Source organism: Mizugakiibacter sediminis (assembly GCF_000953855.2).
In the GTDB taxonomy this organism is placed as follows: Bacteria; Pseudomonadota; Gammaproteobacteria; order Xanthomonadales; family Rhodanobacteraceae; genus Mizugakiibacter; species Mizugakiibacter sediminis.
Genome location: NZ_DF970243.1, coordinates 15,986 through 31,575, shown reverse-complemented (window position 1 = coordinate 31,575; position 15,590 = coordinate 15,986). Strand labels below are relative to the sequence as shown.

The 15,590-nt window shown below is 73.1% G+C and carries 12 protein-coding genes and 1 riboswitch; of the genes, 6 read left to right on the top strand and 6 right to left on the bottom strand.

The features are described from left to right. Positions 1-50: 50 nt before the first annotated feature. Complete coding sequence (locus MBSD_RS12690; protein ID WP_062537672.1) at positions 51-3,596, bottom strand: hybrid sensor histidine kinase/response regulator; 3,546 nt, start codon at positions 3,594-3,596, stop codon at positions 51-53. 229 nt (positions 3,597-3,825) lie between these two features. Here MBSD_RS12690 and MBSD_RS12685 point away from each other — a divergent pair, with 229 nt between their 5' ends. From MBSD_RS12685 to MBSD_RS12675, 3 genes are read left to right on the top strand one after another with little or no spacing between them, the layout of a single operon-like run. Beyond that, a complete protein-coding gene (locus MBSD_RS12685; protein WP_237071807.1) occupies positions 3,826-4,467 on the top strand; it encodes a YceI family protein in 642 nt (213 codons plus the stop codon). Further along, complete coding sequence (locus MBSD_RS12680) at positions 4,448-5,035, top strand: cytochrome b (protein WP_062537670.1); 588 nt, start codon at positions 4,448-4,450, stop codon at positions 5,033-5,035. Before MBSD_RS12685 ends, MBSD_RS12680 begins: the two co-directional genes overlap by 20 nt. Then, positions 5,032-5,589 (top strand): YceI family protein, encoded by a 558-nt coding sequence (locus MBSD_RS12675; protein ID WP_062537669.1) that lies wholly within the window; start codon positions 5,032-5,034, stop codon positions 5,587-5,589. The genes MBSD_RS12680 and MBSD_RS12675 overlap by 4 nt, the downstream gene beginning before the upstream one ends. A gap of 153 nt (positions 5,590-5,742) precedes the next feature. On the opposite strand, the gene MBSD_RS12670 is transcribed toward MBSD_RS12675, so the two are convergent. Beyond that, a complete protein-coding gene (locus MBSD_RS12670; protein WP_062537668.1) occupies positions 5,743-7,725 on the bottom strand; it encodes a pyridoxal phosphate-dependent decarboxylase family protein in 1,983 nt (660 codons plus the stop codon). A 63-nt stretch (positions 7,726-7,788) separates the two neighbouring features. Beyond that, positions 7,789-8,016 carry a glutaredoxin family protein gene (locus tag MBSD_RS12665; protein ID WP_062537667.1) on the bottom strand — a complete coding sequence of 76 codons (228 nt, stop codon included), beginning with the start codon at positions 8,014-8,016 and terminating at the stop codon, positions 7,789-7,791. Between the two features lie 170 nt (positions 8,017-8,186). Here MBSD_RS12665 and MBSD_RS12660 point away from each other — a divergent pair, with 170 nt between their 5' ends. The 3 genes from MBSD_RS12660 to MBSD_RS15220 all read left to right on the top strand — a co-directional run bounded on the left by MBSD_RS12660 (position 8,187) and on the right by MBSD_RS15220 (position 11,839). Beyond that, positions 8,187-9,569 carry an L-serine ammonia-lyase gene (locus MBSD_RS12660; RefSeq protein WP_062537666.1) on the top strand — a complete coding sequence of 461 codons (1,383 nt, stop codon included), beginning with the start codon at positions 8,187-8,189 and terminating at the stop codon, positions 9,567-9,569. Positions 9,570-9,762: 193 nt separating this feature from the next. Then, a complete protein-coding gene (locus MBSD_RS12655) occupies positions 9,763-11,427 on the top strand; it encodes an APC family permease (protein WP_062537665.1) in 1,665 nt (554 codons plus the stop codon). 55 nt (positions 11,428-11,482) lie between these two features. Continuing rightward, a complete protein-coding gene (locus MBSD_RS15220; protein WP_148667887.1) occupies positions 11,483-11,839 on the top strand; it encodes a hypothetical protein in 357 nt (118 codons plus the stop codon). Between the two features lie 118 nt (positions 11,840-11,957). On the opposite strand, the gene MBSD_RS12650 is transcribed toward MBSD_RS15220, so the two are convergent. From MBSD_RS12650 to metX, 3 genes are read right to left on the bottom strand one after another with little or no spacing between them, the layout of a single operon-like run. Then, positions 11,958-13,034 (bottom strand): homoserine dehydrogenase family protein, encoded by a 1,077-nt coding sequence (locus tag MBSD_RS12650; protein ID WP_062537730.1) that lies wholly within the window; start codon positions 13,032-13,034, stop codon positions 11,958-11,960. Then, the gene (gene metB, locus MBSD_RS12645; protein WP_062537664.1) at positions 13,031-14,224 is read right to left on the bottom strand and encodes a cystathionine gamma-synthase; all 1,194 of its coding nucleotides are present in this window, start codon (positions 14,222-14,224) and stop codon (positions 13,031-13,033) included. Before metB ends, MBSD_RS12650 begins: the two co-directional genes overlap by 4 nt. Beyond that, positions 14,217-15,245 carry a homoserine O-succinyltransferase MetX gene (gene metX, locus MBSD_RS12640; protein ID WP_062537663.1) on the bottom strand — a complete coding sequence of 343 codons (1,029 nt, stop codon included), beginning with the start codon at positions 15,243-15,245 and terminating at the stop codon, positions 14,217-14,219. Before metX ends, metB begins: the two co-directional genes overlap by 8 nt. A 90-nt stretch (positions 15,246-15,335) precedes the next feature. Next, positions 15,336-15,458: riboswitch (SAM riboswitch) on the bottom strand. Between the last annotated feature and the right edge of the window lie 132 nt (positions 15,459-15,590).

Below are 15,590 nucleotides of genomic sequence, written 5' to 3'. Positions count from 1 at the left end.
GGCCTTGCCGTAGCGCCTCCTCGTGCGCGCAGCCGACGACCCGCTCCGCCTTACGCGTTCCGCTCCCTGCGCTTCGCGTCCGTCACTTCGTGCAGCGCTTCCGCCAGCTGCGCGCCGGTCAGCGGCTTGCGCAGGAAGCGATCCATGCCGGCCGCCAGCGCCTGCGCCTCCTCGTCGCCGCCGGAACGCGCGGTGATGGCGACGATCGGCAGGCGCGCGCCGCCGCGTTCGCGCGCGCGGATCATGCGCGCGAGCTGGAAGCCGTCGACGCCGGGCAGGTCGAGGTCGAGCAGCATCGCGTCGCAGCCGGCGGTGTCGAGTTCGGACAGCGCGGCGAGGCCGTGCGGCGCGTGGCGCACCGCGTGGCCCTGCGCTTCCAGCAGGCCGGCGATCACCTGCGCCACGGTGGCGTCGTCCTCGACCAGCAGCACGCGCAGCGCGCCCGGCGCGGGCGCGGCCGGCGACGCGCCGCGCGCGGCATCGCCGGGCGGCGCGCATTCCGGCAGCGGCAGGCAGACGCGGAACGTGCTGCCCTGCCCCGGCGCCGATGCCACCTCGATGCGCCCGCCCATCAGCGCGACCAGCTCGCGGCAGATCGCCAGGCCGAGGCCGCTGCCGCCCTGGCGGCGGCCCTCGCCGGCTTCGTCCTGCTCGAAGCGCTGGAACAGGCGCTCGCGGCTGGCCTCGGGAATGCCGGGGCCGGTGTCGGTCACGCTGAACTGCGCGCTGCCGTCGGCGGCGCGCGCCAGCGCGAGGCGCACTTCGCCGCGCTCGGTGAACTTGATGGCATTGCTGGCCAGGTTCAGCAACACCTGCTGGATGCGCAGCGCATCGCCGCGCAGCGCGCGCGGCGCGTCCGCCGCGATCTCGACGCGCAGCGCCAGTCCCTTGCGCGCCGCCATGCCGGTTTCCAGCTCGGCCACTTCGCGCAGCAGCGCGGCGGGATCGAGCGGCGCGGATTCGAGTTCGAAGCGTCCGGCCTCGATGCGCGCCAGGTCCAGCGCGTCGTTGACCAACTTCAGCAGCAGCGTGCCGGAGCGCTGGATCGCCTCGGCGTATTCGCGCTGACGCTCGGCCAGCGGCGTGCGCAGCAGCAGCTCGGCCATGCCGAGCACGCCGGTCATCGGCGTGCGGATCTCGTGGCCCATGGTGGCGAGGAAGCGCGTCTTCGCCGCGCTGGCCTCCTCGGCCAGGCGCCGCTGCTGTTCGGCCAGCGCGACGCGATGGCGCTGTTCGACGCGCCGCCGCCACGCCGCGGCGGCCAGCAGCGTCAGCAGCGCCGCGGCCAGCGCGTAGGCCGCCCATGCCCACGGCGTGTTCCACGGCGGCGCCGACACGCGCACGGAGAGCGGCGCGGCCAGCATGCCCCAGGCGCCGTCGCCGGTGCGGGCGCGCACTTCGACGCGGTAGTCGCCGGCGCCGAGGCCCGCCAGCTCGCGCACGCCGCGGCTGCCCGCGTCGACCCAGTCGGCGTCGAAGCCGTCGACGCGGAACTGGTAACGGTTGCGCTGCGGGTCGACGTAGGACAGCGCACGCGCCTCGATGCGCAACCCGCGGTCCGACCAGCGCAGATCGACGCGCCCGCCGCGCGGCTGCAGCGGCACCGCGCGGCCGTCGCGGCGCACGCTGATCGCGGTCAGCGCCAGCAGCGGCGCCGGCGCCGCGGGCGGCGCGACCTCGGCATGGATGGCTATCACGCCGCGCGGGGTGCCCGCATAGAGCACGTCGCCGACGCGCAGCAGCGCGCGCGGCACGATTTCCTGGCTGAGCAGGCCGTCGCGGGTGCCGAAGCCGTCGAGGCGACGGCGGTCCGGATCGTAGCGCAGCAGCTCGCGCAGCGTGCCCGCCCAGACGCGCCCGCGCGCGTCGACGGCGAGGCCGGACACGCGCCCGGCCGCCCAGCCTTCGGCGGCGCCGGCGCCGCCGATGCGCAGCGCGCGGTCGCCGTCGAGACGGTAGTGCTCCAGCGCGTCCGCGCGCGCCAGCCACAGCGTGCCGTCGTCGGCGAACGCGAAGCCGAACACGTGCCCCGGCGCGATGCCCGGCACCGGCGCGAAGCGCGTCGCGCCCGCCGACAGGCGGTCCATGCCGGCGCCGGTGGCGCGCCACAGGGCGCCGCGCACGTCGAAGCGCATCTGCTCGGTCTGCCCCGCGTCGGGCGTGTCGTTGCTGCCGGCCACCGCCTCGGCATGCAGCGTCGCCGCATCCACGCGATAGACGCCGGCGCCGCTCAGCGAGGCGTAGACGCTGCCGTCCGCGGCGATCGCCAGCAATTGCACGCGCACGTTCGCCGGCAGGCCCTGCACCGCGCGCACGCGGCCGGCGTCGGCGACGGCGAGCCCCTGCTGGCCGATCCAGAGCCGGCCGGCGGCGTCCTCGGCCAGCGCCTCGACCTGGCGCGTCGATGGCAGCCCGGGCGGGACGAAGGCGACATGCTCGACCTTGCCCGTCGCCGGATCGAGCCGGTCCACGCTGCCCGTCTGGCCGCCGACCAGCAGGCGGCCGTCGCGCGCCGGCGCCAGGCTGGGGATGCGCCCCGGGCTGAGGCTCTCGGGATGGTCCGGCAAGTGGCGGTAGTAGCCGAACGCCTGCCAGCGCGGCGGCAGGTAGGCCAGGCCGCCGTCCTGCGAGGAGAACCACAGCCCGCCCTCGCGGTCGCACAGCACGTGCATCTGCACCGCGCCGGGCAGCGCGCCGGCCAGGCCGGGCACGGCGGCGATGTGGCGGTAGCGGCCGTCGGCGTCGATGTAGTCGAGGCCGTTCGCGGTGGCCAGCCACAGCGCGCCGCGCGCGTCGTGGGCGGTGGCGTAGACGCCGTGCGCGTCGAGACCGTCCACGGCCAGGCGCCGCGCCACCGCATCGCCGTCGACCGCGAACACGCCCGCGTTGGTCGCCGCCAGCACGGCGTCGCCGCGCTCCTCGGTGCGCCAGATGCGCAACGGGCCGTCGACGCCGGGGAAGACGACGTGACGCAGGCGGCCGTCCGGCTCGCGCAGGTCGAGGCCGGCGTCGGTGCCGATCCACAGGCGTCCCTTCGCGTCGACCTGCAGCGACATCACCGTGTCGGACACCAGGCTGGCGGGATCGGCATCGTCGTGGCGCAGATGGATGAACCCCTTGGCGTCGGGCGCAAGGCGGTCGAGCCCCGCCGCGTACAGGCCGACCCACAGCGCGCCGTCCGGCGTCTGCGCCAGCGCCCACACGTCGTCGCCGGCGAGGCTGGCGGGATCCTTCGGATCGTGGCGCCAGTGCTCGAAGCGCTGCGTCTTCGCGTCGTAGCGGTTGAGGCCGGTGCCCTCGCCGCCCGCCCACACGCCGCCGTCGCGGTCGACGAACAGCGTGGAGATGTCGTTGGCCGGCAGGCTGCCGGGATCGCGGTCGTCGTGGCGGAACACCTCGAAGCCGACGCCGTCGTAGCGCGCCAGGCCGTCGCGCGTGCCGATCCACAGGAAGCCCTCGCGGTCCTGCACGGTCATGTAGACGGCGCTGGACGGCAGGCCGTCGTCCACGCCGTAGTGGCGGAACAACGGCGTCGGCAACGGCGCGGGCGCGGGCGCCGCGGCCAGCGCGGCGCCCAGCAGCAGAGCCTGCAACATGCGGATTCCCTCCCCCTGTCGAACCCCCGGCGACGCCGCCGCGGCCCGGCGGCGCGGATGCGGCGCTCTCGCGCGTCCCGCCGCAGGCCGCCCCGCGCGCGGCGGGCATCGCGCGGCACCCGCCATCATGCCAAATCGTGAAGTCCGCTGCCGCCGGCGCGAATTTCTGCACGCAGCGTTCATGCCGCGCTGCCGACGGCGCCGCCACAATCGCGTAACCTTCCCTGCCGTGAACACCCCCATGCGCCGGTTCCCGTGGTTCGCCCTGCCGCTGCTGGCCGCCGCCGCCGCGCGCGCCGCGCCGCCGCAGGACTACCGCATCGATCCCGTGCACAGCCAGGTGATCTTCTGCGTCGACCACGACGGCTTCTCCACGCCGTGCGGTCGCCTGCGCGTCGCCGCCGGCTGGCTGCATTTCGACCGCGACGACTGGAGCCGCTCGCGGGTCGTCGCCGATATCGACCTCGCCTCCGTGGACATGGGCGATGCCGGGTGGGAGAAGGCGGTGCGCGGCCGCGATTTCCTCGACGCCAAGCGCGCGCCGCTGGCGCATTTCGAGAGCGTGTCGGTGCAGCGCCGCGACGACGACCACGGCGTGCTGCACGGCACGCTGACCCTGCGCGGCGCCAGCCGCGAGGTGACGATTCCGTTCACGGTCAACCGCGTCGGCATCACCGCCTTCGGCCTGCACACCATCGCCGGCTTCTCCGGCGCGGTCACGCTGGCGCGCCGCGACTTCGGCATGACCGCGTTCGCCAAGTCGATCGGCGCGGACGTGCAGGTGCGCCTCGAGATCGAGGCCATCCTGGACAGCCGCGCCCCCGAGCTCTATCGGCAGTACGAGGCCACCCATGCCGCTACGCAGCAGTGACGCGCGCTGGGGCGCGCTGGCGCAGTTCTTCCACTGGACGGTCGCGCTGCTGATCGTGGCGCAGGGCGCGATCGGGCTGGCGATGGTGGCGATGGCGCCCACCGTGGCCAAGGTGAAGGTGTACGCGCTGCACAAGTCGATCGGCCTGACCGTGCTGGCGCTGGCGCTGCTGCGCCTCGCCTGGCGCGCCGCCGACCGCCGTCCCGCCGATCCGCCGGCGATGCCGCGCCGGCAGGCGCTGGCCGCGCGCGCGGTGCACGCGGCGCTGTACGTGCTGATCCTCGCCATCCCGTTGAGCGGCTGGCTGTTCAATTCCGCCGCCAATTTCCCGCTCAGCTGGTTCGGTCTGGTGCACGTGCCCAGCCTGACCGGCGGCGCCGACCCGGCGCTGAAGGCGTTCGCGCGCGCGGCGCACGAAACCCTGTTCTGGATCCTGGTCGCGGTGCTGGCGGCGCACGTCGGCGCCGCGCTGAAGCACCACTACGTCGACCGCGACGCCGTGCTGGCGCGCATGCTGCCATGGCGCACGCGCCGGCGGCCCGTCCCTTCCGGAGACTCCGCTCGATGAAACGCCTCGTCCCGCTGCTGGCCGCCCTCGCCTTCGCCCTGCCCGCCGCCGCGCGCGAATGGAACGTCGACATGACGCGCAGCACGCTCGGCTTCACCGCCACCTACCAGGGCGAGGCCTTCGACGGCCGTTTCGAGCGCTTCGGCGCGAAGATCGCCTACGACCCCGCCGACCTGGCGCACGCGAAGTTCGACGTCAGCGTCGACCTCGCCAGCGCCGACACGCAGAACGCCGAGCGCGACCAGATGCTGCCCGGCGCCGATTTCTTCGACGTGGCGAAGTTTCCCCGCGCGCGTTTCGTCAGCACGGGATTCCGCAGGGCCGCCGACGGCACGGTGCTGGCGGACGGCATCCTGACGCTGCGCGGCGTCAGCCGGCCGCTGACGCTGACCGTGAAGTTCACGCCGGCCGCCGCCGGCGCCGCGCTCGACGTCGGCGCGTCGCTGCGGCGCCTCGACTTCGGCGTCGGCGGCGGCGACTGGGCCGACACCTCGGTGATCGCCAACGCGGTGACGGTGAAAGCGCATCTCGCGCTGACGCCGGCGGGCGGCTGAGCAGGACCGCCGCTCTTCATCGCACGGTGCGGGCGCCGGCCGGCGGCGGAGCCGCTGACGAGGCTCGACCCGCCCTGCGTCGCCGCGGTCGCGCGGCGGCGGAATCCGCGCAGCGGATTCCGCCTGCGATCGTGGCGAGCGCGCTGCGCGCGCCTACGCCACCGCCTGTGCCGGCGACGCGGCCAGCAGGCGGCGCACCAGCATCTCCAGATACGTCAGGTACTGCGCGGGATAGTCGATGCCGTTCTCGGTGTCGTGCAGGAACGGGTTCATCAGGGTGTGGCGCAGGATCACGATGCGGTCGTCCTCGCCGGCTTCCTCGCGCGGCGCCTCGGCCAGCGTGGCCGGATCGAGGGCCAGTTCGGCGAGCACGCGCGCGGTGTCGGCGGGGCCGAGCGCCTCCGGGCGCAGGGTGGTGATCGAGCCGAAGAACGCCTTCGCCTGCAGCGGCTGCTGCGCGTCGATGCGCAGCGCGTCGTAGAGCCGGCCGACGAAACGGTTCATCGCGCGCAGCGAGTGGTTGCCGCGCGGGTTGATCGCCAGGCACACCAGGTTGCTGTCCGGCTCGAACGGCACGCGCACGGTGGCGACGTCGGCCAGCGCCGCGGCGAAGCCGGCGAGGCGGTCGTGGAAGCGCTCGGCTTCCTGCACGGTCTCGCGCGGGATGCGGCCGAAGTGCTCGCGGTCCAGCGGCAGCACGCGGTGGGCGACGTGGGCGGCGGCCGCCGCGGCGCCGGATTTCGAACCCTCCAGCGTGTAGCGACCGAGCGCGCGGAAGGTGGCGCGGTAGTCCGCGGCCGCGCCGCGCTCGAACACGTAGTCGGCGTCCTCCGCCAAGAGCGCCATCGCGCGGTGGTCGCGGCAGACGAACGCGCCGGCGCCGTACGGCAGGTAACCGAGCTTGTGCGGATCGACGGTGATGCTGTCGGTCTGCGCCAGGGCGGCGAAGGCGTCGTACACCGGGCGGGTGGGAAAGTAGCGGAAGCCCTCGCGCACCGCGGCGTGTGGCAGCAGGCTGCCGTCGGGGGCGCGGAACAGCGTCGCCAGGTAGCCGCCCCAGGCGGCGTCGACGTGCACGCCGAAGCCGAGCCCGGCCGCGGCCATGCGCTCGCGCGCGGCGACGATGCGGTCGATCGGATCGAGCGTGCCGAACTCGGTGGTGCCGAGCACGCCGACCACGGCCAGCACCGGCTGGCGGCGCGCGGCGGCCTGTTCGAGCAGCGCGTCCAGCGCGTCGGCGTCCATGCGCATGCGCTGTTCCGGCACGCGCTTCAGCTGCGCGGTGCCGAGGCCGAGCAGCTTCATCGCCTTCGGCCAGGAGTAATGCGCGGTGACCGGCACCACCACCCACGGCGAGGCCAGCGCCGGATGGCGGCGGAAGTACTCGACGCTGCCCAGCGTCTCGATGCGCTCGGCCTGCAGCGCGGCGGTGAGGCGTCCGCGCTCGGCCGGCGCCGCCGCGGCGAGGCGCGCGGCCCACGCCTGCTGCAGCGCGATCACGCCGGCGGTGCCGAGGTTGCCCAGCGTCCAGTCGTTGCAGCGGCGCAGACCGTCCGGCAGGGCCGGCACGCGCAGATCCTCGCCGAGTGCGGTCAGCGCCTCGCGCAACGCCGGCGCGTACGCCTTCAGCGCCAGCGCCAGACGCAGCGCCTGGTAGTTCGCCGAGCTGCCGCCGGAAGTCAGGCAGCCGAAGGCACAGTCGGCGCGGCGCTCGTCGTCGGGATAGCCGAGCATGCGCGCGAGCTGCAGGCCGACGCTGATCTCCATGTCCAGCGTCACCGGCGCGGCGTCGCCGGCCACGTTGTTGGGGTTGTACGGCAGCGTCGCCATCCACGCCAGCAGACCCGGCAGCAGCAGGTCGGAGGCCATGTGGCCGATATAGCGCGGGCTGTGGAACGGCACCGAGCGCTTCAGCGACGCCGACAGCGCGTGCAGCTCGCGGCGCATGCGCGCGCTGAACGCCTGGTACTCGGGCTGCTGGGCGGCGGCGGTGGGGATCGCCGGCGGGTCCTCGGGGTGGAAGTTGCGCCGCCAGTACACGTGGTCGCGCAGCAGTTCGACCAGCACCTGCTCGAACAGGACGTCGTTCTCGCCGTAAGGGCCGAGGAAACAGGGATAGAGCGAGGGATGGGCCATGGCGCCGGCGTCCGCAGTCGGCCGCAGTCTAGGCGGCGCCCGCGGCCGCGCCGTTGACCTGCGTCAGCCGGCGGCGAAATCGGCCGCCGCGGCGGCGTCGAACGGCCAGTCCAGCTCGCGGCCGCGGGCGTCGTCGCGCAGCACCGGCACGCGCGTGCCGTAGCGCGCCTCCAGCGCCTCGTCGCCGTCGATCCACACGCTGGTGAATTCGGGCACGCGCGCGGCGGCCAGCACGGCCAGCGCCTGGTCGCAGAGCTTGCAGTGGTCGCGCTGGTAGAGGATCAGGGGCATGGCGGCCGGGAGTGGGGGGTGGGGCGTAGGGCGTGGAGAAGAGGAAGGATGCAATGGCGGGTACTGCGCGACATCGCTGCGATGCTCTTCCCACTCCCCACTGCCGATCTCCTGCGTTTCCCCATGCCCGCCGCGTAGAATACCCGAACCCTTGCCCTCACCTTCCCGCCATGGCCGTCAGCGTCTTCGACCTGTTCAAGATCGGCATCGGACCGTCCTCCTCGCACACGGTCGGGCCGATGCGCGCCGCCGCGCGCTTCGCCAGCCACTGGCTGGAGGAAAAGGGCGTGCTGGGGCAGGTGCGGCGCGTGCGCTGCGAGCTGTTCGGCTCGCTGGCGATGACCGGCCGCGGCCACGGCACCGACAAGGCGGTGCTGCTCGGCTTCGAGGGCGAATGGCCGGACCGCGTCGATCCCGACGCCATCCCCGCGCGCCTCGAACGTATCCGTGCGAGCGGCCGCATCCGCCTGCTCGGCAAGCACGAGATCGCCTTCGACGAAAAGTACGACCTCGTCTTCAACAAGCGGCAGAAGCTGCCCTATCACTCCAACGGCATGCGTTTCTTCGCCCACGGCGAGGGCGAGGCGCTGCTGGCGACGCGCGACTACTACTCGGTCGGCGGCGGCTTCGTGGTCAACCCCGACGAGGCGGCGGAGGACCGCATCGTCGCCGACACCACGCCGCAGCGCTATCCGTTCGCCAGCGGCGACGAGCTGCTGCGCATCTGCGCGGAGGAACGCCTGACCATCGCGCAGGTGATGCTGGAGAACGAGAAGGCATGGCGCGGCGAGGCGGAGATTCGCGCCGGCCTGCTCGCCATCTGGCGCGCCATGCAGGACTGCGTGGCGCGCGGCCTGCGCTCGCCGGGCACATTGCCGGGCGGGCTGAAGGTGCAGCGCCGCGCGCCGATGATGGCGGCCGAGCTGACCAGCCGCCCCGAGGCGGCGCTGAAGGATCCGCTGACCATCCTCGACTGGGTGAACCTGTACGCGCTGGCGGTCAACGAGGAGAACGCCGCCGGCGGGCGCGTGGTGACCGCGCCGACCAACGGCGCAGCCGGCATCGTGCCGGCGGTGCTGCACTACTACGACCGCTTCTGCCCGGGCTCGAACGAGAACGGCATCGTCGACTTCCTGCTGACCGCCGCCGCGATCGGCATCCTCTACAAGGAGAACGCCTCGATCTCCGGCGCCGAGGTCGGCTGCCAGGGCGAGGTCGGCGTCGCCTGCTCGATGGCCGCCGGCGGCCTGACCGCCGCGCTGGGCGGCTCGATGGGCCAGGTGGAGAACGCCGCCGAGATCGGCATGGAGCACAACCTCGGCCTGACCTGCGATCCGATCGGCGGCCTGGTGCAGATCCCCTGCATCGAACGCAACGCCATGGGCGCGGTCAAGGCGATCAACGCCAGCCGCATGGCGCTGCGCGGCGACGGCAAGCACCGCGTGTCGCTGGACAAGGTGATCAAGACCATGCGCGACACCGGCAACGACATGAAGGACAAGTACAAGGAAACCTCGCGCGGCGGCCTCGCGGTCAACGTGATCGAATGCTGAGCCGCGCGCCGCGGCGCGTTTTTCCCGCCCCGCCGCCCGTACGCGCCCGCAGGGCTGACAGCCCGGCCCGATGCTGACATCATCCGGCCCTCGACCCGGTCCGTCACCGGACCGTCCGTCGCAGGGGACGCCCCCTTTCGATCCGATCCAGCGCGAACGCGCCCGCCCGACCGGGCGCGCCGAGGAGCAGCCGATGTCCGCAAATTCCCCGATCCGCCGCGATGTCGGCCCCTTCGCCCTGATGCTGACCGGCCTCGGCTCGATCATCGGCTCCGGCTGGCTGTTCGGCGCCTGGCGCGCGGCCGGACTGGCCGGTCCGGGCGCGGTGTGGGCCTGGGTGCTGGGCGCGGCGATCATCACCGCGATCGCGCTGACCTATGCCGAACTCGGCGCGATGTTTCCCGAATCGGGCGGCATGGTGCGCTACAGCCACTACTCCCACGGCTCGCTGGTCGGCTTCATCGGCGCGTGGGCGAACTGGATCGCGATCGTCTCGGTGATCCCGGTCGAGGCGGAAGCCTCGGTGCAGTACATGGCCTCGTGGCCGTGGCAGTGGGCGCAGGATCTCTACGTGCACATGCCGGACGGCCGCGGCGAGCTCACCCTGCCCGGCCTCTCGATCGCCGCGGCGCTGGTGATCGTCTACTTCCTGCTGAACTTCTGGAGCGTCAAGCTGTTCGCGCGCTCCAACAGCGCCATCACCCTGTTCAAGCTGGTGGTGCCGGCGGCGACCGGCCTGGCGCTGATCGCCTCCGGCTTCCACGGCGGCAATTTCTCCGTCGGCGTCAACGGCGAGGCGCATGCGATCGACTTCGCCGCCGTGCTGACCGCGGTCGCCACCGCCGGCATCGTGTTCAGCTACAACGGCTTCCAGAGCCCGGTCAATCTCGCCGGCGAGGCGCGCAATCCCGGCAAGAGCATTCCATTCGCGGTGCTGGGCTCGATCGCGCTGGCGACGGTCGTCTACGTGATCCTGCAGGTCGCCTATCTCGGCGCGGTGCCGCCGGAGCTGCTGGCCAAGGCCGGCTGGAACGGCATCGACTTCCGCTCGCCGTTCGCCGAGCTGGCGATCATCGTCAACCTGCACTGGCTGGCGATGCTGCTGTACGCCGACGCCTTCATCAGCCCCAGCGGCACCGGCATCACCTACACCGCCACCACCGCGCGCATGATCTACGGCATGGAGCGCAACGGCACGCTGCCGAAGATCCTCGGCACGCTGCATCCGAAGTGGGGCGTGCCGCGCGCGGCGATGTGGTTCAACCTCGCCGTGTCCTACCTGTTCCTGTTCTTCTTCCGCGGCTGGGGCACGTTGGCGGCGGTGATCTCGGTGGCGACGATCATCTCCTACATGACCGGCCCGGTCAGCGCGATGACGCTGCGCCGCACCGCGCCGGACCTGCACCGCCCGCTGCGCCTGTCCGGCCTGCCGGTGATCTCCGCGCTGGCCTTCATCTTCGCCACCGAGCTGCTGTACTGGGCGCGCTGGCCGCTGACCGGCCAGATCATCCTGCTGGTGGTGGTCGCGCTGCCGGTGTACTTCTACTACCAGGCCAAGGGCGGCTGGCACGACTTCGGCCGGCAGCTGCGGGGCGCCTGGTGGCTGGTGTGCTACCTGCCGACGCTGGCGCTGGTGTCGTGGGCGGGCAGCCCGATGTTCCACGGCCACGGCTACATCCCCTACGGCTGGGACCTGCTGGTGGTCGCCGCGATCGGCCTGGTGTTCTACCTGTGGGGCGTGAAATCCGGCTGGCGCACGCCGTCGGTGGAAGCCGCCGAACTCGAGGCGCGCGCGCACCCGCGCGATCCGCTGGTGCCGCCCGACGAAGAGACCGCCGAGCGCATCACCGGGCATTGAGCCGCGGGGTCTCGCTCGGCAGAGAGCGAGGTTTTCGAGGGAAGGGGTCAGGCGCTTGATCGAAGCATCGACAATCTCTGCTTTCCTTGGCGGACTTGGCGCCGGCTCCGTTGTCACCGCTCTTTTGCAGCACTTCCTAGCACGTCGGGCACAACTTGAAGACGTGCTGCGCAAAGATCGGAGCGAAGTCTATTCCGGTCTATTGCAGGCGCTGGAATCTCTCGAGGTCACAAATTCCATCGAGAACGCAAAACGCTTCGGCATGTGGGCTGCACGTGCCGAAGTCATTGGTTCTGACGACGTGATAGACGCCATCGCCAAGATGCGAGTCACACCCCCGAACTCCACTGAACGGTCGGCTGCACTCGCGCTCTTGTTGAAACGCATGCGCTCCGACCTCAATCCGTCATAGTCCTGTAGGGCGGAAGCCGCAGCGCGGCTTCCGCCGATGGTTTCGAGCGCATGCGCAACGCGACGGTGGAACCGGTGAGGCCGGTTCCGCCCTACGTTCCCTTTCCGCGACGATCGGGCTACCGCAGCGCCAGCACGTCGCCCAGCAGCGCCTGCGCGGTGACTTCCGGACCGGCGCCGGGGCCCTGGATCACCAGCGGCTGCGCGCGATAGCGGGTCGTGGTGAGGATGAACTGGTTGTCGGTGCCGTCGAGGCGCGCCGCCGGATGCTGCGCGGGCACCTCGGCCAGACCGACCTGCGCGCGGCCGTGCGCATCGAGGCGCGCGAGGAAGCGCAGCGCATGGCCGCGCGCCTGCGCCTCGGCGTGACGTGCCGCGAGCGGCGCGTCGAGTGCCTCCGCGCACGCGAGGAAGGCGTCCGTGTCCAGCGCACGCAGCGAGGCCGGCACCAGGCTCTGCACCTCGACGTCGCCGGCGTCGAGGGCGAAGCCGCCGGCGCGCGCGAGGATCAGCAGCTTGCGCGCGACGTCGGCGCCGGACAGATCGGCGCGCGGATCGGGTTCGGTGTAACCGCGCGCGCGCGCCTCGCGCAGCAGCGCCGAGAACGGCCTGCGGCCGTCGTAGCGGTTGAACAGCCACGACAGCGAACCCGAGAACACGCCCTCCAGCGCCAGCAGGCGGTCGCCGCAATCGCGCAGGCGGCGCAGCGTCGCGAGCACCGGCAGGCCGGCGCCGACGGTGGCCGCGTCGCCGTAGCGCGCACCGTGCGCCAGCGCCGCCTGCAGCGCGCGCCAGCCGGCGAGATCGCCGCCGGCGAGCGCCTTGTTCGCGGTCACCACGTGATGGCCGCGCGCCAACCACTGCGGATGTCGCGCGGCCAGGTCGGCGCTGGCGGTGGCGTCGACGATCACTTTCGTCGCCACGCCGCTGGCATCGAGCGCGGCCAGCAGCGCCGCGTCGTCGCGCGCTTCGCCGTCCACGCGCAGTCGTGCACGCAGGTCGTGCGCCGCCAGTCCCTCGGCTGCCGTTCGCTGGAGGCGCGAGTTGGCGACGCCGACGAGGCGCAGCCGCGATGCCGCCGGCGTGCGCAGCAAGTCGAGGAACGCGCCGCCGACCACGCCGGTGCCGAGCAGCACCAGCGCACGATCCGCCGCGCCGCGCTGCGCCGCGACGCGCCCGGCCAGCACCGCGCTCATGCCGTCGCCCGCCGCGCGGCGGGCGCGCGCGCCGCCGCCTGCGCGCGCGCAAGCGCGGCGGCGAGGTCGGCGCACAAATCGTCCGCGTCCTCGATGCCGACCGACAGCCGCAGCAGACCGTCGGCGATGCCGGCGGCGCGGCGCGCCTCCGGCGCCATCGCCGCGTGCGTCATCGTCGCCGGATGCGCGACCAGGCTCTCGACGCCGCCCAGCGATTCCGCCAGCGAGAAGCAGCGCAGGCCGTCGAGGAAGGCGACGATCGCCGTCTCGCCGCCGCGCAGCTCGAAGCTGAGCATCGCGCCGTAGCCGTCCTGCTGGCGCGCGGCCAGCGCATGCCCGGGATGCTGCGGCAGGCCCGGCCAGTACACGCGCTCGACTGCGGCATGGCCGTGCAGCAGCGCGGCGACGCGCGCGGCGTTCTCCTGGTGCACGCGCAGGCGCGCGCCCAGCGTGCGCAGCCCGCGCAGGGTGAGGAAGCTGTCGAACGGCGCGCCGGTCAGGCCGAGGCAGTTCGCCCACCAGGTCAGCTGCTCGGCCACCGCCTTGTCCTTCGCCACCACCGCGCCGCCGACCACGTCGCTGTGGCCGTTGATGTACTTGGTGGTGGAATGCACGACGAGGTCGGCGCCCAGCGTCAGCGGCCGCTGCAGCGCCGGCGACAGGAAGGTGTTGTCGACCGCGCACAGCGCGCCGACCGCGTGCGCGGCCTGCGCGACGCGGCGGATGTCGGTGATGCGCAGCAGCGGGTTGGACGGCGTCTCCACCCACACCAGCGCCGGCCGTTCCGCCAGCGCCTCCGCGCAGGCGCGCGCCTCGCCGAGGTCGGCGAAGCGCACGCGGAAGCGGCCCTTGCGCGCCCACGCATCCAGCAGGCGCCAGGTGCCGCCGTAGCAGTCGTGCGAGGCGACGACGAGCGCGCCGGCCGGCACCAGCTCCAGCACCAACGCCACCGCCGCCATGCCGCTGGCGGCGACCACCGCGCCGGCGCCCTCCTCCAGTTCGGCGAGCGCGCCGGCCAGCAGGTCGCGCGTCGGATTGCCGCTGCGCGAGTAATCGTAGGCGCGTTTCCGCGCGAAGCCGGCGAAGGCGAAGTTGGTGCTGAGGTGCAGCGCCGGCACCACGGCGCCGTGCTGCGTGTCGGTCTCGATGCCGGTACGCACCGCGCGCGTACAGGGGGCGAGTTCAGTCATGGCAGGCTCCTTCGATGGCGATGGCCTCGCGCAGCAGCGGGGCGAGCTGCGCGGCGTCCTTGAGGAAGGCGTCGTGGCCGTAAGGGGAATCGAGCACGTGCAGCACGGCCGGCGCGCCCAGCCGGCGCTGCAGCTCGCACAGGTCGCCCAGCGGCACGACGCGGTCGGTGGAGAAGGCGATCAGCGTGGCCGGCACGCGCACCGCGGCCGGATCGACCGCGTGCAGGTCGATCGATTCGGACAGCGCGAGAATGCGCTCGGCATCGAAGCGCGCGGCGAAACGCGCGCCCGCGGCCTCCAGCCAGCCTTCGGCGGCGAAACGGTAGCGGCCGTCGCGGAACTCGGGCTCGGCGCCGAAGCGCAGCGCGAACTCGCGCTCGCCGCGGTAGGTGGTCATCGCCAGACGGCGCGCCAGGTCGAGGCCGCCGGCGGCGTCGCCGTGGCGCGCGCCGAAACGCACGATCTCGCGCTGCAGAGCGCGCACGGCCACGGCCAGCGGATGCGCGCGATGCGCGCCGGCGATCGCCACCAGACGGCCGAGGCGTTGCGGGTGGCGCGCGGCGAACGCCAGGCCGACCATCGCGCCGTAGGACGCGCCGACGAAGGCGTGCGCGCGGCCCAGCCCCAGCGCGATCAACAGCGCGGCCAGCGCATCGGCCTGGTCCTCGCTGCCGACCGCGCGGGCAGCGCCGAGGTCCGCGCGGTCCAGCCAGTCGATCGCCAGCACGCGCACGCGCGTCGTGTCGATCGCGGCACCGGGGCCGGCCAGCGCGGACCACCAGCCGTGCGCGCCGTCCTCGCCGGCGCAGACCCGGCGGTCGGCCGAGATACCGCCCTGCGCGATCACCACCGGCGCGCCGTCCGGCCCGTGCAGCGCATAGCGCACGCGCACGGCACGCGGGCCGTCGCCGTGCCGCGGCTGCAGCCACAGGCGGCGCTCGCCGAACGACGGCGCAGGCGCGTCGTCGCGCGCGGGCGGCGATGCGGGTTCGACGACGAGATCGGGGGACAGCAGGGTCATCTGGGTTCTCCGGCAGGTCGCCCATGGCGCTGCGGAGAACCGGAAAGGCGTTGCAGCGACCGCCGCGCAGCACCGGCGCGACGATCACGCAACTCATCTCTCGGCAGATCGCGTCGGGCGCGTCCCCGCAGGAGTTGGCACCGTGCGGACCTTGCGGTTCCGCGGGTTGCCCCGGCTTCAAAGGGCCTGTCCCTCAGCCGGTCTCGATGAGCAGTGTGCGTACACTAGGGTTTGCGCGGCGCCGTGTCAATAGACGTTTGGACGTTTAGACGTCTATTTGGTTTGGCGGAATCGGGGTGCTCGAGGAAGGAGACGGGAGACGGTGATGCGCGTCGCTCGTATCGT